General features: G+C 61.5%; 22 protein-coding genes. 4 read left to right on the top strand and 18 right to left on the bottom strand.

Features of this window, described 5'->3' with window-relative positions; translation table 11 throughout:
• Window positions 1-36 precede the first annotated feature (36 nt).
• The 5 genes from sixA to RYH70_RS12225 form a co-directional block, all read right to left on the bottom strand.
• Window positions 37-507 (bottom strand): phosphohistidine phosphatase SixA, encoded by a 471-nt coding sequence (gene sixA, locus RYH70_RS12205; protein ID WP_022996005.1) that lies wholly within the window; start codon window positions 505-507, stop codon window positions 37-39.
• Window positions 504-1,529: an NAD(P)H-dependent glycerol-3-phosphate dehydrogenase gene (locus tag RYH70_RS12210; RefSeq protein WP_022996006.1), complete on the bottom strand. Its 1,026-nt coding sequence runs from the start codon at window positions 1,527-1,529 to the stop codon at window positions 504-506. The genes sixA and RYH70_RS12210 overlap by 4 nt, the downstream gene beginning before the upstream one ends.
• Window positions 1,530-1,659: 130 nt before the next feature.
• Window positions 1,660-3,537, bottom strand: a complete 1,878-nt coding sequence (gene htpG, locus RYH70_RS12215) for a molecular chaperone HtpG (protein ID WP_317009200.1) — start codon at window positions 3,535-3,537, stop codon at window positions 1,660-1,662.
• Window positions 3,538-3,615: 78 nt separating this feature from the next.
• On the bottom strand, window positions 3,616-4,515 hold the full coding sequence (locus tag RYH70_RS12220) for a TIGR01777 family oxidoreductase (protein ID WP_022996008.1): 900 nt from the start codon (window positions 4,513-4,515) through the stop codon (window positions 3,616-3,618).
• On the bottom strand, window positions 4,512-6,041 hold the full coding sequence (locus tag RYH70_RS12225; RefSeq protein ID WP_317009201.1) for an LSm family protein: 1,530 nt from the start codon (window positions 6,039-6,041) through the stop codon (window positions 4,512-4,514). The genes RYH70_RS12220 and RYH70_RS12225 overlap by 4 nt, the downstream gene beginning before the upstream one ends.
• Window positions 6,042-6,389: 348 nt before the next feature.
• On the opposite strand from RYH70_RS12225, the gene RYH70_RS12230 reads away from it, so the two are divergent.
• Window positions 6,390-6,629 (top strand): PA3496 family putative envelope integrity protein, encoded by a 240-nt coding sequence (locus tag RYH70_RS12230; protein ID WP_014995007.1) that lies wholly within the window; start codon window positions 6,390-6,392, stop codon window positions 6,627-6,629.
• Between the two features lie 88 nt (window positions 6,630-6,717).
• On the opposite strand, the gene RYH70_RS12235 is transcribed toward RYH70_RS12230, so the two are convergent.
• Complete coding sequence (locus tag RYH70_RS12235) at window positions 6,718-7,125, bottom strand: DCC1-like thiol-disulfide oxidoreductase family protein (protein WP_317009202.1); 408 nt, start codon at window positions 7,123-7,125, stop codon at window positions 6,718-6,720.
• Window positions 7,126-7,303: 178 nt separating this feature from the next.
• On the opposite strand from RYH70_RS12235, the gene RYH70_RS12240 reads away from it, so the two are divergent.
• Window positions 7,304-7,867 (top strand): hypothetical protein, encoded by a 564-nt coding sequence (locus RYH70_RS12240; protein ID WP_055099565.1) that lies wholly within the window; start codon window positions 7,304-7,306, stop codon window positions 7,865-7,867.
• Between the two features lie 89 nt (window positions 7,868-7,956).
• On the opposite strand, the gene RYH70_RS12245 is transcribed toward RYH70_RS12240, so the two are convergent.
• From RYH70_RS12245 to panB, 3 genes are read right to left on the bottom strand one after another with little or no spacing between them, the layout of a single operon-like run.
• On the bottom strand, window positions 7,957-8,517 hold the full coding sequence (locus tag RYH70_RS12245) for a GNAT family N-acetyltransferase (protein ID WP_080531149.1): 561 nt from the start codon (window positions 8,515-8,517) through the stop codon (window positions 7,957-7,959).
• Between the two features lie 26 nt (window positions 8,518-8,543).
• Window positions 8,544-8,708, bottom strand: a complete 165-nt coding sequence (locus RYH70_RS12250; protein WP_022996013.1) for a hypothetical protein — start codon at window positions 8,706-8,708, stop codon at window positions 8,544-8,546.
• Between the two features lie 21 nt (window positions 8,709-8,729).
• Window positions 8,730-9,515 carry a 3-methyl-2-oxobutanoate hydroxymethyltransferase gene (panB, locus tag RYH70_RS12255; protein WP_022996014.1) on the bottom strand — a complete coding sequence of 262 codons (786 nt, stop codon included), beginning with the start codon at window positions 9,513-9,515 and terminating at the stop codon, window positions 8,730-8,732.
• Between the two features lie 225 nt (window positions 9,516-9,740).
• On the opposite strand from panB, the gene RYH70_RS12260 reads away from it, so the two are divergent.
• Complete coding sequence (locus RYH70_RS12260) at window positions 9,741-11,012, top strand: serine hydrolase domain-containing protein (protein ID WP_014995014.1); 1,272 nt, start codon at window positions 9,741-9,743, stop codon at window positions 11,010-11,012.
• A gap of 126 nt (window positions 11,013-11,138) precedes the next feature.
• Here RYH70_RS12260 and sucD read toward each other — a convergent pair whose 3' ends face one another.
• The 9 genes from sucD to sdhC all read right to left on the bottom strand — a co-directional run bounded on the left by sucD (window position 11,139) and on the right by sdhC (window position 22,726).
• On the bottom strand, window positions 11,139-12,014 hold the full coding sequence (gene sucD, locus RYH70_RS12265) for a succinate--CoA ligase subunit alpha (RefSeq protein ID WP_014995015.1): 876 nt from the start codon (window positions 12,012-12,014) through the stop codon (window positions 11,139-11,141).
• The gene (gene sucC / locus RYH70_RS12270; RefSeq protein ID WP_014995016.1) at window positions 12,011-13,180 is read right to left on the bottom strand and encodes an ADP-forming succinate--CoA ligase subunit beta; all 1,170 of its coding nucleotides are present in this window, start codon (window positions 13,178-13,180) and stop codon (window positions 12,011-12,013) included. The genes sucD and sucC overlap by 4 nt, the downstream gene beginning before the upstream one ends.
• 161 nt (window positions 13,181-13,341) lie before the next feature.
• Complete coding sequence (lpdA, locus tag RYH70_RS12275) at window positions 13,342-14,781, bottom strand: dihydrolipoyl dehydrogenase (protein WP_317009203.1); 1,440 nt, start codon at window positions 14,779-14,781, stop codon at window positions 13,342-13,344.
• Between the two features lie 65 nt (window positions 14,782-14,846).
• Window positions 14,847-16,064, bottom strand: a complete 1,218-nt coding sequence (gene odhB, locus RYH70_RS12280) for a 2-oxoglutarate dehydrogenase complex dihydrolipoyllysine-residue succinyltransferase (RefSeq protein WP_317009204.1) — start codon at window positions 16,062-16,064, stop codon at window positions 14,847-14,849.
• A gap of 31 nt (window positions 16,065-16,095) precedes the next feature.
• Complete coding sequence (locus RYH70_RS12285; RefSeq protein ID WP_022994655.1) at window positions 16,096-18,933, bottom strand: 2-oxoglutarate dehydrogenase E1 component; 2,838 nt, start codon at window positions 18,931-18,933, stop codon at window positions 16,096-16,098.
• A gap of 536 nt (window positions 18,934-19,469) precedes the next feature.
• A complete protein-coding gene (locus tag RYH70_RS12290) occupies window positions 19,470-20,186 on the bottom strand; it encodes a succinate dehydrogenase iron-sulfur subunit (protein WP_026949599.1) in 717 nt (238 codons plus the stop codon).
• Window positions 20,187-20,198: 12 nt separating this feature from the next.
• Window positions 20,199-21,974, bottom strand: a complete 1,776-nt coding sequence (gene sdhA, locus RYH70_RS12295; protein WP_022994653.1) for a succinate dehydrogenase flavoprotein subunit — start codon at window positions 21,972-21,974, stop codon at window positions 20,199-20,201.
• Window positions 21,975-21,977: 3 nt separating this feature from the next.
• Entirely contained in the window at window positions 21,978-22,358 is a 381-nt protein-coding gene (gene sdhD, locus RYH70_RS12300) for a succinate dehydrogenase, hydrophobic membrane anchor protein (RefSeq protein ID WP_022994652.1), read from the bottom strand.
• Window positions 22,352-22,726 carry a succinate dehydrogenase, cytochrome b556 subunit gene (gene sdhC / locus RYH70_RS12305; RefSeq protein WP_022994651.1) on the bottom strand — a complete coding sequence of 125 codons (375 nt, stop codon included), beginning with the start codon at window positions 22,724-22,726 and terminating at the stop codon, window positions 22,352-22,354. The genes sdhD and sdhC overlap by 7 nt, the downstream gene beginning before the upstream one ends.
• A gap of 683 nt (window positions 22,727-23,409) precedes the next feature.
• Here sdhC and gltA point away from each other — a divergent pair.
• A complete protein-coding gene (gene gltA, locus RYH70_RS12310; RefSeq protein WP_022994650.1) occupies window positions 23,410-24,696 on the top strand; it encodes a citrate synthase in 1,287 nt (428 codons plus the stop codon).
• The last annotated feature ends 57 nt before the right edge of the window (window positions 24,697-24,753 follow it).

The following is a 24,753-nucleotide window of genomic DNA, read 5'->3' on the forward strand; positions in this document are numbered from 1 at the left end:
TCCTTCTCTGTGGGAAGCTGCCTTGGTAGCGAATTGTCAGCAGGGCCGCTCCGGCCCGCGCAACCATAACAGGCGGGCACCGTTGGCGGCGGCCACGTCCACATCCAGCGCCGCCACCGAACCGACCCGGAACGCCGGACGGGAGCACGGCTCACCAATCCAGGTGGCGGTGAGCAAGGACACCAGCGGCATGTGGCTGACCAGGACCAGGTTTTCCTGCTCCGGCTGCAGCATCAACCACTCCAGAAACCGCTCCGGCTGGGCCTCGGGCACCAGGTAACCGCAGGATTCCTGTTCCATGCCGCCGAACGCCTGAGCGATGCACAGCGCGGTCTGCTGCGCGCGCCGGTAGGGGCTGGCCACCAGGCGGCCCACGCTTACCCCTTCCTCACGCAAGGTTTGCCACAGGGACAACACTTCCGCGCGGCCCCGTTCGGTCAGCGGGCGCTCCGCGTCAGTGGGGGCCTTGGCCACCGCTTCACCATGACGGCACAGGTAAACTCTCAAGATGAGGCTCCGTGGAAGCTGAATTCCACATCGTGTTTGTGTTCGCCACTCATCAGCCTCATCACCATGGTGTCCAGCGGCTGATGATCGTAAATGATGTCGTAGAGGGCGGTGGCCAGCGGCATATAGACCTGCAGCTCCCTGGCCCGCTCCGCCACCAGCTTGATGGTGTTGATCCCTTCCGCGGTCTGTCCCAGGTCCGCCACCGCCTGTTCCAGTGACTTGCCCTGCCCCAGCTCGTAACCGACCCGGTAATTGCGGGACAGCGACGAGGAACAGGTGGCGATCAGGTCGCCCACCCCGGCCAGCCCCAGAAAGGTCAGCGGATTGGCGCCCAACCCCACGGCGAAGCGGCTCATCTCCGCCAGGGCCCGGGTCAGCATGAAGCTGCGGCTGTTCTCGCCAACGCCGATGGCCGCCGCCATCCCGGACGCCACCGCGTAGATGTTCTTGAGCGCCCCGCCCAGCTCCACACCATACAGGTCCGGGTTGTCGTAGACACGAAAGTAATCACAGCTCAGGGCTTTCTGAATGGTGGCGCGCAGTTCTTCATCACCACTGGCGATGACGGTGCCGGTGAACTTGCGTTCCACGATCTCCCGCGCCAGATTGGGGCCGCTGAGCACCCCGACCCGGGTGTGCGGCCATTCGCGCTGCAACACCTGGCTCATCAGCAGGAAGCCGTCTTCCAGGATGCCCTTGGTGCAACTGACCACGATGGTGCCGTCCGGCACCCAATCGCGGGCCTGGCCGAGGACCTCCACGAAGGCGCTGCTGGGGACCGCGACGAACACCAGATCGGCGCCCTTGAGCACCTCTTCCAGGCTCTCGGATGCCACCACGCCGGCCGGCAGGGCCTGCCCTGGTAGATAGCGCGGGTTCTCACGGTCTTCATTGATGGCCGCGGCGGTTTCCGGATCGCGCACCCAGAGCCGGGTGCCGTGACCGTTTTCCGCCAGGATACTGGCCATGGCGGTACCGAAGCTGCCGCCACCGAGAATGGCCGCGGTATGTTGCGTCATGCAGGGCATCCTTTGTCCGGCGGCACGACCCCGGGGCCGCGCCGCGAATTTCCGGCATCATAAGAGCCTGGGCCGGATCTTTCCACCTTACGCCACTTTCCTGCTCCGGGTCCGTTGCCCGGCCTTCCTATCAAGCCCGTTCGGCGCGATCCTGCAGCAGTTGATTCAAGCGCCGGGCGGTGGCCGCCGGATCCTTCGGCAACTGGCCTTCAGCCAGCAGCGCCTGATCCAGCAGCAGCTGAGCCAGTTCGGCAAAGGTATCGCCGTCCTCCAGCTCCGCCATGCGCTGCATCAGCGGATGGGACAGATTCACCTCCAGGGTCGGCTTGCTCTCCGGCACCGGCTGGCCGGCGGCTTCCAGCATCATGCGCATCTGCGGGCCCAGCTCGTCGGCGCCGAGCACCAGACAGGCCGGGGATTCCACCAGCCGGGCGGTGGCGCGCACCGCTTCCACCTGCTCGTTGAGCACTTCGCCCAGACGGCCCAGCACCGGCGCATCCTGCCGCGGGTCTTCCGCCTTGTCGTCGTCATCGCCGGGCATGTCCAGCTCACCGCGCGCGGCGTTGACCAGGGTGTACCCCTTGTACTCGGTGAGGAAGCCCATCATCCATTCGTCCACCCGCTCGGCCAGCAGCAGCACCTCGACACCTTTCTTGCGGAACACTTCCAGGTGCGGGCTGTTCTGCGCGGCGCTCAAGCTGTCGCCCAGCAGGTAGTAAATCCGCTTGTTCTCTTCGCCGGCACGTTCGATGTAGTCATCCAGCCCCACGCTCCCCGGCGTTGGCGAGGTGGAAGAAGCAAAGCGCAGCAAACCGGCGATGGCTTCACGGTTATCGCCGTCCTCGCCGATCCCTTCCTTGAGCACCTGGCCGAATTGTTGCCAGAACGTGGCGTAGGCTTCCTGGTCACCGCTCAGCTTGCGCAGCATCTGCAGTACCCGCTTGGTCAGCGCCGCGCGGATCTTGCGCACCGGACCATAGTCCTGCAGCAATTCACGGCTGACATTCAACGGCAGGCCCGGCGCATCCACCACGCCTTTGATGAAACGCAGATACAGGGGCAGGAACTGTTCGGCGTCGTCCATGATGAACACGCGCTGAACATAGAGCTTGAGCCCCCGGCTGGCTTCCCGGTGGTACAGATCGAACGGCGCCCGCGGCGGTACGTACAACAGGCTGGTGTACTCCAGGTTGCCTTCCACCCGGTTGTGACTCCAGGTCAGTGGATCCTGGAAGTCATGGCTGACGTGACGATAGAAGCTCTTGTATTCGTCGTCGTTGATCTCCTGGCGGGGGCGCTGCCACAGGGCGGTGGCGGAATTGAGGGTTTCCAGCTTGGTGGCGTCCTCCTCCTTCTCGTCACCGGACGGCACCGCCATGCGGATCGGGAAGGCCACGTGGTCGGAATACTGCCGTACTATGCCGCGCAACTTGCCGGTGTCGACGAAGTCCTTGGCGTCGTCACGCAAATGCAGGGTAATACGGGTGCCACGGCGCGGCACCGTCAGCGTTTCCACACTGAACTCGCCCTGACCGTCGCTTTCCCAGCGCACGCCCTGCTCCGCGCTCTCTCCGGCCCGGCGGCTTTCCACGGTGACCTTGTCGGCGACGATGAATGCGGAATAGAAACCGACGCCGAACTGGCCGATCAGTTGCGCGTCCTTCTTCTGATCACCGGTGAGACTGGCGAGGAATTTTTCAGTGCCGGAACGGGCGATGGTGCCCAGATTCTCCACCACTTCCTCGCGGTTCATGCCGATGCCGTTATCACTGATGGTCAAAGTGCCGGCGTCGGCGTCCACCGCCAGATCGATGGCCGGCTCCGGATCTTCCTCCAGCCATTCCGGGTGATCCAGCGCGGCGAAGCGCAGCTTGTCACAGGCGTCGGAGGCGTTGGATACCAGCTCACGCAGGAAAATTTCCCGGTTGCTGTACAGGGAATGGATCATCAGATGCAACAGGCGGGACACTTCCGCCTGAAAACCACGGGTCTCGCGGTCACTGCTCATCGAGGGGTCTCCGTTTTGTTGTCGGGTGCGGCTTTCGGATGGGAGAAAAATAGGGTTGGCGGCGGGAATTTCAAGGGGTCAAACCAGATCGGCCAGGGCCTGCTCCAGGTGCGGATAACGGAACACGAAGCCCTGCTCTTCCAGCCGGCGGGGATAAGCGCGCTGCCCACCGAGCATCAGCTGCGACATTTCGCCCAGTGCCAGTCTCAGCAGCGGCGCCGGCATTACCCAGGGCGCCGGCCGCCGCACCGCCCGGGCCAGGGTGTGATGAAATTCGCGCTGGGTCACCGGCCCCGGCGCGGTACCGTTGAACACCCCCTCGACGCCGGGAGCGGTCAGCGCCCGGGTCAGAATCGCCACCAGATCATCCCGGTGGATCCAGCTCAACCACTGTTCACCGTTGCCGAGACGCATGCCCAGGCCGAACCGGTAAACGGGCAACAAGCTGGCCAGCATGCCACCGTTGGCGCCCAGCACCACACCGGTACGGATGATCGTCAACCGTACGCCCAGATTTGAGACTTCACGGGCGGCCTGCTCCCAGGCGTCGCAGAGCCGGTAACCGAAGTCCTTGCGCCGGGCCGGGCTGCGTTCGGTCAGCTCGGCGTCACCGGCATCGCCGTAGAAGCCCACCGCGGAGCCGCTCACCATCACCGCCGGCGGCTGCCGCAGACGGCGCATCAGCGCCACCAACTCGTGGGTAACGCCGACCCGGGAATCCAGCAACCGCTGTTTGCGCGCCGCGCTCCAGCGGCGGCTGAACAGGCTTTCGCCGGCCAGATTGACCACCGCGTCCAGCGCTTCGTCATCGGCAATGTCATCGAATGAGGCGATTATCCGGGTGCCGGGCGGGCACGACGCCAGCGCCCGTTGCTGGCTCTGGCGACTGAGCACCACCAGCCGGTGACCGAGACTGTGCAGATGATGTCCCAGGGCGCCACCGATGAAACCGGTGCCGCCGGTCATCAGAATATTCACCGAACCGCCTCCATGGACACGATATCGGGTAATGCATGGAAGTATTCCACTGTGCCGGCACCCACCGGCACAGTCAAAGTAATACGCCCGCCTTCCACCGCCTGCAAGCGCCCCTCCTGGGTTTTTCCATCCCCGGTGGTGACTCGCACCTGACGTCCCAGCAATGCCTGGTAAGGCGTCTCCGGCGCCACCGGGTCATCACCCGGCCGCGCTGGCGGCGGCGTATCGGAAATGGTGGGCGTCGCCACTTGCCAGCGGCGGCCATCGCGGCTGCCCAGGCTGTCGATGTGGGCGCCGTCCACGGCGATCTCGGCGTTGCCCGCACCCAGCGCCAGACGCAGCCAGAGCCGATCACTGGCGACCCGGGTCAGCACACCGGTGCGCTCGCGGCCACTGCTTTCGCGTACCGTCAGCTCGGTGCCGGTCAGCGGCGCCAGGGCCAGCAAGTCGGTCAGCGGCTCCGAGGTGGCCGGCCCCCTTGGTTTTACCGGCTCCGGCTGAACCGGCGGCTCCGGCGGCGGCTGGCGGCCACCGGTCATGGAACCCGGCGTCACCGCCCACCCCACCGGAGTCTTCTCCAGGCCGAGCTGACGCCGTTCACTGGCGCCATCGGAGCGGATCAGGCGCACCTCCACCCGGCCCTCGCCGGCGGCACGGCGCAGGATCACGTTTTCCACGTCCACGTTTTGCAGTACCCCGGCGGGAAACTGGGTCTGCAAATACTGCTCCGCCACCCAGGCCAGGGTGTCCGGGTGATCGAAAGCGGCATCCACCTTGCCGTTCCGGTAGCGCAAGTGATTGGTGCGGGCAGTGAAGTCCCCCACCAGATAGCTGTTTTTCTCATCCGGCAGGACCAGTTGTATGGTGCCGCTAAAACCGCCGGGATCCCGTGGCGCCAGTGCCAGATCAAGACGGTAGCCGTTACTTATGATGCGCGTTTCCGGATATTGCTGGCCGGCGGGGGTCCAGGAAAGATGCACTTCCGGTGCCTGCTCCTCCCAGGGAGACACCAGCAAGGTGCGGCGTTCGCGGATGGCCTCCGCCGACCAGTTCAACAACAGGCTGACGGACAGTTCCGGTAATACACCGTTTCCCTGGTGCACTGTCAGCACACCATTGACGAGAGTCGCCTGGGGGGTTGTCAGATCGGTACCGTGCAGCCGGCCGCTAAGCGGATGCCCCTCGCCACGGGCCATCAGCAGGGCCGCTTCCGAGGAGCGCACGAAGGGGCTGCTGGTGATGTTGGCGGCGCCGCTCACCACCTGACCGGGCATCGAGGGAATCGTTGCGTTCTCGCGGTAGTCCACGTACATCAGTCCCAGGCCCGCCAGGGTGATCGCCAGCCCCGCGACCCGCAACAAGGCAAGCCGGCCGTAGGCCTCCCAGTTCTCCTGCACCTGCTGCAGACCCGCCACTGGCAATATGAACAGGACCAGGCTGTGACCACGCCAGGCCGCCTGCCTGATCAGCCCCACCGTGGCCATGACCGCCATGCTGACGCCCACTACCACCAGCCAATCCGCCATTGTCTCTTATCTCCCCAATCCCGGGTCCATGCCGCTCGCGGCCGCCCAAAAGGGCAGCTTACAAAGCCTCTGCGGAGCCCGCCAGCGTTTCCCCCGCCATCCGGGGATGGAGATTCCGGGCTTATGACCACGGTCACATAGCGCCGGCACCAGAAGGCCCCGTACAGACCCGCCCCCCCGATGGAGAGACCCATCCTCGGTTGATCCGCGATGAACAAAAAAAATACTTGTATCGGGGAAAAACAGAAGTTATATAGGCGCTGAGGTAGTCGGGTTGGGAGTTTCGTTCGCGGAGTCCCCCTTGGCACCCGGTTGTTTACGGCGCTTTCGTTACCGAAAGGAGGCCCCATGAGTAACCGCCGCGCTGACCGTGACTATGAATCGGAAGATCTGCTGATGAATGATGATTTTGACCTTGTCGATGACGACAACGATGAGGAACTCCAGGAGGAACGCAGCGCCCGCGCTCGCAGTTTCAACATGGATATGCGTCATCGTATCGAGGATCGGCTGGAGGAGCGCCGTCTGAAACGGGAACTTAGCGAGTACGAGTTCCTTGATTTTGAAGACGACGATACTCTGCACTGAACCTCACCGGCCTCCGTCACCCTTCGGGGCTGACGGAGCCCGCCGGTATCTTTTTATTCTTTTTTCAAAAAAAACGGGAAAACGTCACCTAGAAGCGTTCATTGTTCGCTTTGCCGAGGTTATTGATTTTGCTTTTCCTCAGTGCCTTGAGTAACAGGTTACGCAGGGCGCGCAACATCGGATACAGCACGGACGCGACCCTGGGCGAACGGAACACCCAGTAATTCAGGCGGTTGAATACCCCGGAACGGCTGCCCATCAATGCCAGCGCGTGGATGGCGTCGGCACCGTAATAGAGTTGATCCCCGACCTTCAACACCATGCCCTGATCAATGTCCCAGCCACGGGCCGTAATCTCGCGCAGGATATCAGTGTCCTCACGCGCATCGACCAGCTGCGGGGGGCCTACCGCATCACGCAGGCGAACCCAGCGGCAATAGTTGTCGCAGGCGGGGCATTGTTTGTCATAGACCAATACGATGTTCGACTCTGCCAAGCAATACTCCCGATGCCAATGTCCCTTTACCCTCGACTCTCGACCACGGAGGCTGCAACCCACCGTGGTACACGACGTTGACTGGAACTCACCGCAACCGTGGCTGTGTTGCCATTTTCATACCCCCCGGGTTTAATATCATTAAAACAATAAGGCAATCGCTTTCACGGGGGTACTAATGCGCTTGTTACTCATTACTTTTCTTTTTCTCTCCACCTATGGCTGCGCTTCCCATTATTCGGTAGAGCCAGCGCTTCCCCCATCTTCAACTCCGGTGTTCGCTCCCGTCACGGCCTACATTGATGATGGAACACAAGGCAGCGGAAACGCTTACCCTTATGATGTCGAGATCTACAAGACCCTGGTCGCATCCGGCATGTTCAGCTCTCTTTCAAGCCTTGGCCCGGAAAATCAACTTATTATCAACTTTGACACGCACAACAATGAGGGACTGGCGGCCGTGTTCGTATCCGCGGCTCTCCTCTTTCTACTCCCGATCAAACACGACTTTGACTACACCCTTGTCGCAGAAGCACGGGTACACGGCACGACCGTTCGCCAGTATCACTACCGTGTGAATGAACAGGCCTTCAAGGCACCTTTGCTGGACCCCGGTATGAGAAGTTCCCGTGAGGCCATAGCTATTCTGATGTCTCACTTTCTCAAGGATCTGGCAGACCAGCCACCTTTTCCCGAAATGTCATCGCCGATGCCCTCAAACCAAACACCAATCACGCTCTAAGACCATTTCAGACAGCAGCCCAATAATACCATCTCTACTTCGAGCGCCCCTGTTTTCCGCGCTTACTTCTCTCTTTGATCCAATATTCGCTAGCGCCGGCGCCAGTATTCAGCGGACAGCCGGTAAAGACAGTGCTCCCGTATTGGCATGCCTTCCGGCACGCTGGGATGGTCAAAGGTTTCCTCCTGCCGCTCCATGCCCAGCCGCTCCATCACCGCCTGGGAGCGATAATTCAGCACACTGGTGAAGGCAACGATTTCCTCCAGTTCCAGGTTGTCAAAACCAAACTCGAGCACCGCTCTGGCGGCTTCCGTGGCATAGCCATTGCCCCAGGCATCGCGGCGCAAACGCCAGCCGATTTCCACACACGGCTGGAATGGCAGCATGACGTTGGGAATATTGAGGCCAACAAAGCCCAGAAACCGCTTCTGTTGCTGTTGCTCCAGCGCCCAGAAGCCCCAGCCGCGTTCGGCGATCAATGCCTCGCAATGATCCGCCATGGCCTGGCTCTGCGCCTCGTTCATGGTCTCGGGGAAGAATTGCATCACTTCCGGGTCCGCGTTCATAGCCGCGAACGGAGCACGATCCGCGGGCCGCCACTGGCGCAAACGCAGACGCTCGGTGTTCAGTTCGGCAACCGGTTGTTTCATCACTCCCTCCGAGGCAATAGTCTCTCTCAGGCGTTTCCAGCCTTGAAAAAAATGCGCGGCCGGGATCCCCGGCGACGCTGATAAAACGGCTCCACCTGCTCCACGAAATAGCGGCTGAGCCGTTCGTCATTCTCCGCGATCCGGTACAGATCCACCGCCTTCCGTATGTCATGCCGACCTGTCAAGGACATTAGGGCCGGACCGGAACGAATTCAGGCTTTCCCTGAACCGGGGAAAGCAATGATGTTGTTGGGGAACTCACGGGAGGCCACCTCACCGGCGAAGTCCTCCGCCACCTGCAAAATGGTGCGGCTGACGTGAGCGTACTGCTTGGAGAACGGCGGCCAGTAATCGCCCAGCCCCAGGGCATCATTGATCACCAGCACCTGGCCGTCGCAGTCCGGACCGGCACCGATACCGATGGTGGGAATCCCCAGGGTGTCGGTGAGCGTCGCGCCCAGATCGTAGGGAATGTGTTCCAGCACGATCATGAAGGCACCCGCCTCCTGGATGGCGATGGCATCCTCCAGCACCTGCCTGGCTTCCTGTTCCGTGCGTCCCACCTTGGTGAAGCTCTTGGCGGTTTGCGGAGTCAGGCCGGTGTGTCCGACCACCGCGATACCGTTGTCCACCAGATGCCGGATCACCTCGGTCTTGGCGCCCTCCAGTTTTACGCTGTCCGCGCCGGCGGCGATCAGGCGGCGGGCGTTCCACAGCGCGGTGTCCGGATCCTTGTCGGTCAGGTAGGGCAAGTCACCGATGATGTGGGTTTCCGGCGCGCCACGGCGTACGGCACCGACGTGATAGGTCATGTGGTCGATGGTCACGTCACGGGTGCTCTCGAAGCCCATCTCCACCATGCCCACGGTATCCCCCACCAGGATCACCGGAATCGATGCCCGTTCCACCGCCCGGGCCACCGGGCAGGTATAGGCGGTCAACATGGCGATGGGCGTCCGCCCTTTCATTTCCATCAAAGCCTGTGCGTGCTTTTTCATCACAAACCACTCCTCCTGAAAACCGGAGCTTGAGCTAATCATGTTCCGCCGCGACAGACAATACGGGTGCGCCACCGCCCGTTGAAAAGCATGGAGACAGCCTTATCGCCCTATCTTCACGACGCCGATATCGTGCAAAATGCTTGCACGATGGCGGCTGATTCCCCAGCGCGGCCAGCAATTCCTCGATGGCCACGCCGTCGTCATGAGTTGGAGAAAAACAATATGTTCGATCTGGTGACACCGGAGCTGGTGGGAATCTCAAGCAATCGATTGGAGCGCGTGGCCGACTGGATGCGGACGCTGGTGGCATCGCGGCGGCTGGCCGGTATCAGCGTACTGGTTTACCGGCGCGGGCACTGCGCCTGGTTTGGCGGTGCAGGCCACCTGAAAACGGATCAGCAGCAAAAGATCGCCGAAGATACCCTCTTTCGTATCTACTCGATGACCAAGCCGATCACCAGCGTCGCCGCTATGATGCTCTACGAGCAGGGCCTGTTTCAGCTCGATGATCCGATAGCAAAATTTTTGCCTGAGTTCACCGACATGCAGGTCTGTGTGGGCGGGGACGAGGAGAATCCCAAGCTGGAACCGGCGCGCAGCCTGATCACCATGCGGCAACTGCTGACACACACTTCCGGGCTGGCCTACGATTTCACCAGCATTCCACCGGTGGATGCCCTGTATCGCAAGCACGGCATCAACTTCAGCCGACATCACGGTTCACTGGCGGAAATGACCCGGCAGGCGGCACGAATGCCGCTGCTTTTCCATCCCGGCACGAAGTGGAACTACAGCATCTCCACGGATGTGCTGGGGCGGGTGGTGGAGGTGATTTCCGGACAATCACTGGATCGCTATTTCGAGGAACATATCTTTGCTCCTCTGGGCATGAACGATACCGCCTTCTGGGTCGCCGAAGATAAATTGCACCGGCTGGCGGAGATGTACACCCTGGCCGGCGCCACGCCGCCACGCATCAAGGGCGAGCCCACCGAAGTCACCCCTGACCCGCGGGGCACGCTGGAAGTCAGTGGTGCGTCCGGTGGCCGGCAATTCACTCAGCCACCCAAAATTTTCTCCGGCGGCGGTGGTCTGACCTCCACCACCGGCGACTACCTGCGTTTCGCTCTGATGCTACGCAATGGTGGCAACTTCAACGGAGCACGCCTGCTGGGCCGCAAGACCGTGGAATTGATGCACAGCAATCACCTGCCCGGCTCGATGGCCGACATGGGCGAACCCCGTTTCAACAATACTCACATGGGGGCCGGGTTGGGATTCGGTCTGGGTTTTGGCGTGGTACTCAATCCGGCCTTGGCTCAAACCATGGGTTCGGTGGGCGAGTATTTCTGGACCGGCATGGCCAATACCCAGTTCTGGATCGACCCCAGTGAAGATCTGATCGTCATCCAGATGGCCCAGATGATGCCGTCCACGCTGGTACCGATCCGGCAAACCCTGCGCTCACTGGTCTATCAGGCGCTGATTGACTGAACCCCAAAAAGCATCGCGGCCCGTGGGCCGCTCCCGCGAGAGGCCGAAACCTCCTGCGGGAGCGGCCCACGGGCCGCGATGACATTGGCGCTGGCGGCCGGACTCAAGGTCCGGCACCACCTGGCCTTACCAGCCAGTGGCTTTCTTCACGCCTTCGCCGATTTCCGCCGGGTTGCGCACGGTGACGACACCGGCGGCTTCCAGGGCAGCGAATTTTTCGTCCGCGGTGCCCTTGCCACCAGCGATGATCGCACCGGCGTGCCCCATGCGCTTGCCCGGAGGCGCGGTGACACCGGCGATGTAGCTGACCACCGGCTTGGTCACGTGCTCCTTGATGTAGGCAGCGGCTTCATCTTCCGCGGTACCGCCGATCTCACCCACCATGACGATGGCTTCGGTCTGCGGATCGTTCTGGAACATTTCCAGCGCATCGATGAAGGTGGTGCCCGGAATCGGATCACCACCAATACCGATACAGGTGGACTGACCGTAACCCAGCTTGGTGGTCTGGTTGACCGCTTCGTAGGTCAGGGTACCGGAACGGGAGACGATGCCCACTTTACCCGGCTTGTGAATGTGACCGGGCATGATACCGATCTTGCACTCGCCCGGAGTGATCACGCCGGGGCAGTTCGGGCCGATCAGACGCACACCGCCCTTGCGGGTGATGTATTCCTTCACGTACAGCATATCGAGAGCCGGAATGCCCTCGGTGATGCAGACGATCAGCTCGATACCCGCGTCGGCCGCTTCCAGAATGGAGTCCTTGCAGAACGGTGCCGGTACGTAGATCACGGAGGCGGTGGCGCCGGTTTCCTTGACCGCGTCGGCCACGGTGTTGAAGACCGGCAGGCCCAGATGGGTCTGACCGCCCTTGCCCGGGGTCACGCCGCCGACCATCTGGGTACCGTACTCGATCGCCTGCTCGGAGTGGAAGGTGCCCTGACTGCCGGTGAAACCCTGGCAGATCACTTTGGTGTTCTTGTCGATCAATACGCTCATTTGGCACCTCCCGCCGCTTTCACCACCTGCTCGGCGGCGTCATCAAAACTCTTGGCGGCGATGATGTTCATGCCGCTGTCGGCCAGCTTCTGCGCACCCAGCTCGGCGTTGTTGCCTTCCAGACGCACCACCACCGGCACCTCGACGCCCACTTCTTCCACGGCACCAATGATGCCTTCGGCGATCAGGTCACAACGGACGATACCGCCGAAGATGTTCACCAGAACCGCTTGTACCTGGTCGTCGGAGAGGATGATCTTGAACGCTTCGGTGACACGCTCTTTGGTGGCACCGCCGCCCACATCCAGGAAGTTGGCGGGCTGGCCGCCTTTGAGTTTGACCAGATCCATGGTGCCCATGGCCAGACCGGCGCCGTTCACCATGCAGCCGATGTTGCCTTCCAGGGCCACGTAGTTGAGTTCCCACTCGGCGGCGCGACGCTCACGCTCGTCTTCCTGGGAAGGATCTTCCAGCGCCTTGATGTCCGGGTGGCGGAACAGCGCGCTGCCGTCCACGTTGATCTTGGCGTCCAGGCAGTGCAGATCGCCCTGCTCGGTGACCACCAGCGGGTTGACTTCGATCAGCGCCAGGTCCTTGTCGTCGAACAGTTTGGCCAGGCCGGTGAAGATCTTGGCGAACTGGTTGACCTGCTTGCCTTCCAGGCCCAGCTGGAACGCGATTTGACGGGCCTGATACGGCTGCGCGCCGACCAGCGGATCCACTTCCGCCTTGAGGATTTTCTCGGGGGTTTCCTCGGCGACTTTCTCGATTTCCACGCCGCCCTCGGTGGACGCCATGAACACCACCCGGCGGGTGGCGCGATCCAATACCGCGCTCAGGTACAGTTCCCGGGCGATGTCGGTGCAGGTTTCCACCAGAATTTTGGAAACCGGCTGGCCGTGCTCGTCGGTCTGGAAGGTGACCAGACGCTGGCCCAGCCATTTTTTGGCGAATTCAGCCGCTTCTTCCGCGCTGTCCACCAATTTCACACCACCGGCCTTACCACGGCCGCCCGCGTGTACCTGGGCCTTGACGACCCATTTGTCACCACCAATTTCCTTCGTCTTGGCGGCAACCTCTTCGGGGGTGTCGCAGGCGAAGCCTTTGGAAACCGGCAGGCCGTAATCAGCAAACAGCTGTTTCGACTGATACTCGTGGAGGTTCATGCCATTAATTCCGTCGTTGATGAAAGATCAAAAGGCGGGGCGGCGTGGCACGCCAACAACCGACGAAGTTCCGCGTTTGCGCCGACGGCTCCCGTGGGAGCGCGGCGGTGCAAACACACTACGTCCGGTATCGGTCAGCGCGGCACGCCGGGGCCCGACTCTTATTTCTTGCGGCGCCGTTGCGCCACGTGGATGGCCTTGTAATCCGTGGCCAGAGCCGCTTCGTGCACGGTTTCGGACAGGCTCGGGTGACCGAACACCATCAATTGCAGGTCTTCGATGCTGGCGCCGAATTCCAGGGAAATAACGCCCTGTTGCACCAGTTCTGAAGCCTGGGGACCGAGCACGTGCATGCCCAGAACGCGGTCGCTTTTCTCGTCCACCACGAACTTCACCATACCGGCGGATTCACCGGCGGCCAGAGCACGCCCATTGGCGGCGAAGGGGACCACCCCGGTTTTGTAGGGCTCCCCGGATTCCTTCACTTCTTCCTCGGTTTTACCAACCCACGCCACTTCCGGGTGGGTATAAATCACCCCGGGGACGGCATCGTAGTTGACCTGGGTGTGCTCACCCGCGATCACCTCCGCCACCATGACCCCTTCTTCAATGGCCTTGTGAGCCAGGGCCGGACCTCGCACCAGATCACCGATGGCGTACACACCGGGGACGTCGGTACGGCACTGGTTGTCGACGTAAATGAAGTTACGCTCATCCAGGGTCACACCGGCGTCCTGGCTGAGCAGGCCTTCGGTATAGGGACGGCGGCCTACGGCCACGATCAAGCGATCGAAGGTTTCTTCGTGCTCGCCGTCACCATCGGTATAGGTAACGCGAACGGAATTTTTGTTTTTCTTGCTGCCAGTGACCCGGGCACCGAGGTGAATGTCCAGGCCCTGCTTGGTGAACTGCTTCATCGCTTCCTTGGCGATTTGCTGATCCACCGCCGGCAGGAAGGTGTCCACCGCTTCCAGCACGGTTACCTGGCTGCCCAGGCGCGCCCATACGCTGCCCAGTTCCAGGCCGATCACGCCGGCGCCGATCACGCCCAGTTTCTTGGGCACGCTGGTGAATTCCAAGGCGCCGGTGGAGTCGACGATGATCTGCTGATCCACCTCCGCCACCGGAATGTCGATCGGCACGGAGCCGGCGGCCAGTACCACGTTTTCCGCTTCCAGGGTCTGTTCATCCCCTTCCAGCGGCTTGAACGTCACCTGCTTGTTGGCTTTGAGCTGGCCGGTACCTTGCAGCCAATCCACTTTGTTGGCCTTGAACAACTGGGCGATACCACCGGTCAGTTGCAGCACGATCTTGTCCTTGCGCTGCAGCATGGTGTCCAGGTCCAGGTTCAGCTTGCCAACACCGATACCGTGATCGGAGAAGGCTTCCTCGGCTTCATGGTATTTCCAGGAGGAATCCAGCAGCGCCTTGGAGGGGATACATCCCACGTTCAGGCAGGTGCCGCCGAGAGCCGGATCGCCCTGCTTGTTGATGCGTTTCTCGATGCAGGCGGTCTTGTAACCCAATTGCGCGGCGCGAATCGCGGCGACATAGCCACCGGGCCCGCCACCGATGACGATGACATCGTATTTCTCTGACATAACCAGTCCCTATATGCGTCGGGGCCACCGGCGCGGGGCGCGGGGCCCCGGGCCGGCGCCGGGAATCAGATGTCCAGCAGCAGCCGTGCCGGATCCTCGATGAAGTTCTTCACGGCGACCAGGAATTGCACCGCTTCCTTGCCGTCGATGATCCGGTGGTCGTAGGACAACGCCAGATACATCATTGGCAGAATCTTCACTTCGCCATCCACCGCCATCGGTCTTTCCTGGATCTTGTGCATCCCCAGGATGGCGGTTTGCGGCGGGTTGAGGATCGGCGTGGACAACAGTGAGCCGAAGATACCGCCGTTGGAGATGGTGAAGGTGCCGCCGGTCATCTCCTCGATGGACAGTTTGCCGTCACGGGCCTTGGTACCGAACTCGATGATCTGGGATTCGATTTCGGCCAGCCCTTTCTGGTCGGCGTCACGCATTACCGGCACCACCAGGCCACGCTCGGTGGATACCGCCATGCCCACGTCGTAGTAACCGTGGTACACGATGTCGTCACCGTCGATGGACGCATTCACCGCCGGGAAGCGCTTCAGCGCTTCCACGCAGGCGCGGGTAAAGAAGCTCATGAAGCCCAGGCGCACACCGTGGGACTTCTCGAACTCGCTTTGATAGTGCTTGCGCATGTCCATGATCGGCTTCATGTTGACCTCGTTGAAGGTGGTCAACATGGCCGCGTCCTGCTGCGCCGCCACCAGACGTTCGGCGATGCGCTTGCGCAGGCGGGTCATCGGTACGCGGCGTTCCTCGCGCTCACCCGCGGCCGGAGCCGGAGCGGCCGCCGGAGCCGGAGCGCTGGCGGAGGACGGGCTTTGCTGCTTGTTGGCCAGCGCCTTTTCCACGTCTTCCTTGGTGATGCGGCCCTTGGCGCCGGTGCCTTTGATGTCGGCGGCACTGAGACCATGCTCGCTCATCAGCTTGCGCGCGGCCGGCCCGGCCTGAGCATCGCCGTCATCGTCACCGCCTTGCGCTTCGGCGGCCGGAGCCTCGGCTTGCGGTTTTTCCTCGGCGGGAGCGGAGACGGACGCGCTGGCACCCGCTTCCAACTGCCCGAGCACTTCCTGACTTTCCACGGTGGCGTCTTCGCCTTTGAGGATCTTGGTCAGAACACCGTCCATCGGAGCCACTACCTCGAGAACCACCTTGTCGGTCTCGATGTCCACCAGCAGCTCGTCACGTTTAACCGCCTCGCCTTCTTTCTTGTGCCAGGTGGCTACCGTGCCATCGGCCACGGATTCCGGAAATTGCGGGGCTTTGATATCTGTCGCCATGCCTGTTCCTTAAACCAGTTCGTTAGGCTGTCTACTTGATGTTGAAGGCGTCTTCGACCAGACGCTGCTGCTGTTCCACGTGCAGGGACATCGAACCCGCCGCCGGAGCCGCCGCCATGTCACGGCCCGCGTATTGCACGTACAGTTTCGGATTGACCGCGCGGGCCACCCGGAACATGTGGTGTTGGGAGCAGTACCAGGCGCCCTGGTTCATCGGCTCCTCCTGACACCAGACCACATGCTCGAGATTCGGATAGCTTTCCAGAATCTCGCGCAGCCGCTGCTCCGGGAACGGATAGAGCTGCTCGATGCGGACCAGAGCGGTGTCCTTGATGTCGTCGGACTCACGTTTTTCCAGCAGGTCGTAGTAGACCTTGCCGGAACACATGACCACGCGCTTCACCGCTTTGCTATCGAGCTCGGCGGTATCCTCAAGCACAGTGTGGAAACGACCCTCGGAGAGATCCTCCAGAGACGAGATCGCCCGTTTGTGCCGCAGCAAACTCTTCGGACTCATCACCACCAGCGGCTTGCGCAGCGGTCGTACCGCCTGGCGGCGCAGCAGGTGGAAGATTTGCGCCGGAGTCGACGGTACGCAGACCTGCATGTTGTGCTCGGCACTGAGCTGCAGGAAGCGTTCCAGACGAGCGGAGGAGTGTTCCGGCCCCTGCCCTTCGTAGCCGTGCGGCAGCAGCAGCGTCAAACCGCACAGCCGCCCCCACTTGGCCTCGCCGGAAGAGATGAACTGGTCGATCACCACCTGAGCGCCGTTGGCGAAATCGCCGAACTGCGCTTCCCACAGCACCAGAGCCTTCGGCGTGGTGGTGGCGTAGCCATACTCGAAGCCCAGCACCGCTTCCTCGGACAGCAGGGAGTCGTAGATATCGAACTCAGGCTGCCCTTCATAGAGGTGCTGCAGAGGAACGTACTGTTCGCCATTCTTCTGGTTGTGCAACACCGCGTGGCGATGGGAGAAGGTGCCGCGGCCGCAGTCCTGGCCGGTAAGACGCACCGCGAACCCCTGATCCAGCAGCGTGGCATAGGCCAGGGTTTCCCCATAGCCCCAGTTCAGCGGCTGGGCGCCGGCGGTCATCTTGCGGCGGTCCTCCACGATCTTCTTGACCTGGCGTTGCAGCACCAGGCCTTCCGGCAGGGTTTCCAGACGGCTGGCCAGGTCCTGCAGCTTTTTCAGCGGGTAGCCGGTGTCCCAATCATCTTCCACTTCGTGGCCGATGTAGGGAGACCAGTCCACGAACAACGCCTTGTTGGGCTCGCGGACCAGGGCCTTGACCACATGGTTGCCCTCGTCCAGCGCGTCGCGGTAATCGTCCACCATCTTCTGCGCGTCCTGTTCGCTGATCACCTGCTGGCTGATCAACGCCTCGGCGTAGAGGGTGCGGGTGGTCGGGTGAGATTTGATCTTCTTGTACATCAGCGGCTGGGTGGAGGACGGCTCATCCGCCTCGTTGTGACCCAGACGACGGTAACAGATCAGATCGATCACCACGTCCTTCTTGAACTGCATGCGGTAGTCCACCGCCAGCTGGGTGACGAAGTACACCGCTTCCGGATCATCCGCGTTGACGTGGAAGATCGGCGCCTGGACCATCTTCGCCACATCGGTGCAGTACTCGGTGGAACGGGCGTCGTCCTGGCGGCTGGTGGTGAAGCCCACCTGGTTATTGATGATCACGTGCAGGGTGCCGCCGGTTTTGAAACCACGGGTCTGGGACATCTGGAAGGTTTCCATGACCACACCCTGACCGGCGAAAGCCGCGTCACCATGAACCAGAATCGGCACCACCTGATCACCACCGTGATCCTGGCGACGATCCTGACGGGCACGCACCGACCCTTCCACCACCGGAGAGACGATTTCCAGGTGAGAGGGGTTGAAGGCCATGGCCAGGTGCACTTCACCGCCGGAGGTCTGCACGTTGGAGGAGAAGCCCTGGTGATACTTCACGTCGCCGGAGCCGTTCTCGTTGAAGCTCTTGCCTTCGAATTCGCCGAACAGATCCCGCGGGCTCTTGCCCAGAGTGTTCACCAGTACGTTCAGACGGCCCCGGTGGGCCATGCCGAGCACCATTTCCTTGGCGCCGTAGCTGCCGACCCGCTGGATCATCTCGTCCATCAGGGGAATCAGGGATTCACCGCCTTCCAGACCGAAACGCTTGGTACCCGGGTAGCGACTGCCCAGGTATTTCTCCAGCCCTTCGGCGGCGGTCAGCCGTTCCAGGATATGTTGCTTGATCTCCGCATTATATTGCGGATGGCTGCGCACACTCTCCAGACGCTGCTGAATCCAGCGCTTCTCCGCGGTGTTGACGATGTGCATGTATTCGGCACCGACCGAGGAGCAGTAAGCGCCCTTCAGGCAGTCAACGATTTCACGGAGTTTGGCTTCCGGTTTGCCAATGAACAGGTTACCGGTCTGGAATACGGTTTCCAGGTCGGACTGGCTCAGACCATGATGGGCCAGTTCCAGATCCGCCACCTGCTCCCGCTCCATCAGCCCCAGCGGGTCCAGCCTGGCGACCTGGTGCCCACGGTTACGGTAAGCGGCGATCAGGTGCAGTACCCGCACCTGGCGGCGTTCGTGCTCGCTGCTGACCGCGCCGGCGCCCATCTTCTGGACTCGGGAGCGGTTCTTGGCTTCCAGCAAAAAGTACTCACGCACCGGTCCGTGGGGAACATCGGACTCAACGGCACCGTTAACACTGGGGAGTTTTTCGAAGTAAGCGCGCCAGTCTTCCGGCACGGAGTTGGGATCTGTCAGATAGGATTCGTACAGTTCATCGACATAGGCCATGTTGGCACCCCCGAGATGGGAGGATTGCCATTGGCGCTGCATGGAACTGTCTTGCATCGTCGCTCGTTCCTTAGCCGGGAGCCTGTCACGCCTGTGGCATGAGATGGTGCTGTGACCACAGGGAGGATGACCCTGTTCCCGAGCTTTCAATGTGTCCGGAGCGGCTGCCTTTTAAGCGCCACTCCACCCTGCTGCGTACACCGATTCCGGGGTTTCCGGAACCGGCCGATAGTGTAGTACGTTTGTGAGGCTTTTGTTAGAGCCGGTTTGGGGCTCACCGGCGGCCCGTACCCTGCCAACCGGCCTGTTCAGCCCCCCGACACTGTCCGACTTATCGACCTTTTGGGGAAGAACTTCAATGCCACCAAGGTCGAGTCTGGTTATCGGGGCTGCCGCGGCGATTTCAAGCTTATCCGAAGCGCACCGGATTGACCCCCGGGGGTCGCATTCAGATACAAAAAATCGTCTGGAACGATTTTTGACATCGCGCCAGCGATGGCCCGACAGGGTGGCCGCCATGGACGGTGGCCATAAAATCGCCGGACACCACACCCACAAAAAAGGCGGCCAGAGGCCGCCTTTTTTGGTCCGGGTCAGATGCCCCGTTCCAACAGCATGGAACGAATGTGGCCGATGGCCCGGGTCGGGTTGAGCCCTTTCGGGCACACGCTGACACAGTTCATGATGCCATGGCACCGGAACAGGCTGAACGGGTCATCCAGCCGCGCCAGGCGCTCTTCGGTGGCGGTGTCACGGCTGTCCGCCAGGAAGCGATAGCCCTGCAACAACGCCGCCGGCCCCAGGAACTTGTCCGGGTTCCACCAGAAACTCGGGCAGCTGGTGGAGCAGCAGGCACACAGGATGCACTCGTACAGGCCGTCGAGTTTGGCGCGTTCCTCAGGGGACTGCAGCCGCTCGATGGCCGGTGCCGGCGTGCTGTTCTGCAGGTACGGTTGCACCTTCTCGTACTGGTTGTAGAACATGGTCATGTCCACCACCAGATCGCGCACCACCGGCAATCCCGGCAGCGGCCGCAGCACCAGCGCTTTTTTACCTTCTTTAACGCCAGGCGCCACGGAAGACAGCGAAGTGATACAGGCCAGACCGTTCTTGCCGTTGATGTTCATACCGTCGGAGCCGCACACGCCTTCGCGACAGGAGCGACGGAAGCCCAGGGACGGGTCCATCTCCTTCACCAGGTTGAGCACGTCGAGCACCATCAGGTCCTTGCCCTGAGTGTCCACGTCGTACTCTTTCATGGTCGGTTCGCGGTCGGTATCCGGGTTGTAGCGATAGATACTGACTTTCATTGCAGCTCTCCGTTAGTAGGTCCGCGCCTTGGGCTGGAAGGTATCCACGGTCTTCGGCTCGAAGTTCACCGCACGCTTGCCCAATTGCTTGGTGAGCGGATCGTAGATGGAATGGCACAGCCAGTTCTCATCGTCGCGGTCCGGGAAGTCGTAGCGGGCATGAGCCCCGCGGCTTTCCTTACGGCCTTCGGCGGCGATGGCGGTGGCTTCAGCCACTTCCAACAGGTTGTCCAGCTCCAGCGCTTCGACCCGGGCAGTGTTGAAGGACTGGCTCTTGTCCTCCAGATGAGCCTTGGCGACACGCTCACGCAGTTCAGCCAGTTTGGAAACGCCTTCGTGCATGAGATCACCCTTGCGGAATACACCGAAGTGATTCTGCATGGTGCTCTGCAGCTCTTTGCGCAAGCTGGCCACGGACTCGCCACCCTGGGACTCATCCCAGCGACGCACCCGGCTCAGGGCCTGGTCGATATCGTCATTGCTCGGCTCGTACTGGGTCATGCCCTGACGCAGAGCGTCTTCAATGAAGAGACCGGCGGCACGGCCGAACACCACCAGGTCGAGCAGCGAGTTGCCGCCGAGACGGTTGGCGCCGTGCACGGACACACAGGCCACCTCGCCCACCGCGAACAGGCCGTTGACGAACTGGTCCTGACCTTCGTGGCCAGCGCTCAGTTTGATCGCCTGACCATGCACATTGGTGGGGATACCGCCCATCATGTAGTGACAGGTGGGTACCACCGGAATCGGTTCCTTCACCGGATCGGTGTGGGCGAAGGTGATGGCCAGCTCACAGATACCCGGCAGGCGGCTGTGCAGCACTTCCTCGCCCAGATGATCGAGCTTGAGGAAGACGTGATCGCCATCCGGACCGGCGCCGCGGCCGTCCAGGATTTCCATCATCATGGAACGGGCGACAACGTCACGGGACGCCAGGTCCTTGGCGTTGGGCGCATAGCGCTCCATGAAGCGCTCGCCGTCCTTGTTGATGAGATAACCGCCCTCACCCCGACAACCTTCGGTCACCAGTACCCCGGCACCGGCGATACCGGTGGGGTGGAATTGCCACATCTCGATGTCCTGCACCGGCAAACCGGCACGCAGGGCCATGCCGACACCGTCACCGGTGTTGATCAGGGCATTGGTGGTGGAGGCGTAGATACGGCCGGAACCGCCGGTGGCGAAGACCGTCGCCTTGGCTTTGAAGAATACCGTTTCGCCGGTTTCGATGCAGATGGCGATAACGCCACATACATTGCCTTGACCATCCTTCACCAGCTCCGCGGCGTACCACTCACTGTACACCTGGGTGCCGTTCTTCAGGTTCTGCTGATAAAGGGTGTGCAGCAGCGCGTGACCGGTACGGTCGGCGGCGGCACAGGTCCGGGCGGCCTGACCGCCCTCGCCGAAATTCTTCGACTGACCGCCGAACGGGCGCTGGTAGATCCGGCCTTCCTCGGTACGGGAGAACGGCAGCCCCATGTGGTCGAGTTCGAACACCGCTTCCGGGCCGACCGAGCACATATATTCGATGGCGTCCTGGTCACCGATGTAATCGGAACCCTTGACCGTGTCGTACATGTGCCAGCGCCAGTCGTCATTGGGATCGGCGGAGGCAATGGCACAAGTGATGCCGCCCTGGGCGGACACCGTATGGGAACGGGTGGGAAAGACTTTGGAAATCAGCGCGGTCTTGAAACCGGACTGCGCCATTTGCAGGGACGCGCGCATGCCGGCGCCGCCGCCACCCACCACAATGGCATCAAAGGTAATGGTGCGAATGGACATGGATCAAGCGCCTCCCCAAATCGTTACCAGGCCCCAAAGGACGTAGACCAGCAGCAGCAGAGCAATCACCATCTGCACGACGAGGCGCACACCGGTGGCGGATTTGCCAAAGGTCAGGCTGGTGAGATAGTCGGTGGTCACACCCCACAGACCGACCCAGGTGTGGGCGGCCACGGAAAGTACCAGCAAGGTGGTGGCGATTTGCATTGGCACGGAGCCGATGAAGGCTTTCCAGGTGCCATAGTCGAGATTCGGCTGGGCGATCAGATAAGCCAACATGCCGATGAAGTACACGCCGATAACAACGGCGCTGACGCGCTGAATCAGCCAGTCGTACAGGCCATTACGGCCCAGACTGGTGACGCTGGTTACCCGGGTTACCATATCCAAGCTCCTACCAGTACAACGAGAACGGCGGTGATGATGAACACCGACTTGGCGCCACGCCGCCCACCTTCCAGGGTCTCACCCATCCCGGCGTCCATGAACAGATGCCGGATACCGGCCACCAGGTGATACAGAATCGGAGTGAGGATGGCCCACACGACCAGTTTGGCCAGGGGGGAATCAAGGAGTTGTTTCAGGTCCGCAAAGCTCTCCGGGGACGCCACGGAACGATCCAGCATCCACAGCAATATCGGCAACGCCACGAAAATGGCGACGCCGGTAATCCGGTGAGTGATGGACGCAATGGCGGTGACCGGGAACTTGATCGTCGATAGATCGAGATTGACGGGTCTTTTGTCGTTCACGGTAGCCTACACTTTTGCCGGGCTCCGGGCAGGCCGGAGCGGTTGTCGGGAACTTGGCATCACCGATGTCGTCTCAAGGTGAAGACTGGCGGCGAATGCGGTGATACCAGGGCCGGGGTGAAGCCCGTATTCCGGGAATCCATGACCAAGTCCGTTGCGGTCGGAGGTCGCCGGAATGCACTAGCGGCACCACCGCTGTCATCCACGAAAGAGGATGGCGGCGTGGCCGGTTGCGTATTCCCTGACAACGTCCGAATCAAGGGGCGGCGCCTGTCATTGCGCTTATACTGCTCGGCATCACGCCACCACCTTGCTGTGCCGCAAGGGACTCGGTCAGAGGTCCCCTTGCGGGCGGCAGTATATCGCCGCACCGACGGCAAAACAAACGCCAACTGGCGGAAAACAGGCTAAGGCTTTGTTTTATATAGGCACTTTTACATCAACCACCTTGCCATTCCGGGGCAAAATGCCAGCATTGCACGCCGTAACAAGCTGTTTACCCTGCAAAAGGCACCTTTTCCCGTGGTCCCTTCTTCGTTGACAAAGACAGGCCAAAACTTTAACGTCCCCCGCGCTCTGGAGGACCTTGGGGGACCTCTGAACAGCCGCTGCTCGGCATCGCCGTCCGGACGCTGTCCACAGGTTCCGCTGCTGCTCCCTCTATACACCGAGGAGAAATTCCCATGACCGAGAAGAAAGCCATTCTCAAGGTAGAGGGCCGGGAGGATCTGGAACTGCCGATCCATACGCCGACCCTGGGCCAGGACGTTATTGATGTGTCCTCCCTCACCGCCAATGGCATCTTTACCTTCGACCCGGGCTTTACGTCCACCGCGTCCTGCGAATCCAAGATCACTTACATCGACGGCGAGAAAGGCCAGCTGCTGCACCGCGGCTATTCCATCGAGGAACTGGCTTCCAAGTCCGACTACCTTGAAGTGTGCTACCTGCTGCTCAACGGCGAACTGCCGAGCGCCGAGCAGAAAGCGGAATTCGTCAGCACCGTGAAGAACCACACCATGGTGCACGAGCAGATTCGCAACTTCTTCAACGGCTTCCGCCGTGACGCCCATCCGATGGCGATCATGTGCGGCGTGGTCGGGGCTCTGTCCGCGTTCTATCACGACTCGCTGGATATCAATAACCCCACCCATCGTGACGTCACCGCGTTCCGTCTCATCGCCAAGATGCCGACCATCGCGGCCATGTGCTACAAGTACGGTCTCGGTCAGCCGCTGATGTACCCGCGCAACGATCTGGGTTATGCGGAAAACTTCCTGCACATGATGTTCGGCAACCCCTGCGAGGACAGCAAGATCAGCCCGACCCTGGCCCGCGCCATGGATCGCATCTTCATCCTCCACGCCGATCACGAACAGAACGCGTCCACTTCCACCGTGCGTCTGGCCGGTTCTTCCGGTGCCAACCCGTTCGCTTGTATCGCCGCCGGCATTTCCGCCCTGTGGGGCCCGGCTCACGGCGGTGCCAACGAAGCGGTACTGAAGATGCTGGAGGAAATCGGCGACGTTTCCCAGATCGAAACGTTCATCGCCAAGGCGAAGGACAAGAACGATCCGTTCAAGCTGATGGGCTTTGGCCACCGGGTGTACAAGAACTACGACCCGCGTGCCACGGTGATGCGCGAATCCTGCCACGAAGTACTGGCCGAACTGGGCATCAACGATCCGCAACTCGAACTTGCCATGAAGCTCGAGGAGATCGCCCTCAACGACCCGTACTTCAAAGAGAAGAAGCTGTTCCCGAACGTGGACTTCTACTCCGGGATCATCCTCAAGGCGATTGGCATTCCGACCAGCATGTTCACCGTGATCTTCGCCCTGTCCCGTACCGTGGGCTGGATCGCGCACTGGAACGAAATGATCTCCAATCCCTACAAGATCGGTCGTCCCCGCCAGCTCTACACCGGCGAGACCGAGCGCTCCTTCGTGCCGCTCAACGAGCGCAAGTAGGCATCTCGAGACACCTCGGTGTCAGACAAGAACGCCGGCCTTCGGGCCGGCGTTTTT

Source organism: Alloalcanivorax xenomutans, from assembly GCF_032810065.1.
Lineage (GTDB): Bacteria > Pseudomonadota > Gammaproteobacteria > Pseudomonadales > Alcanivoracaceae > Alloalcanivorax > Alloalcanivorax xenomutans.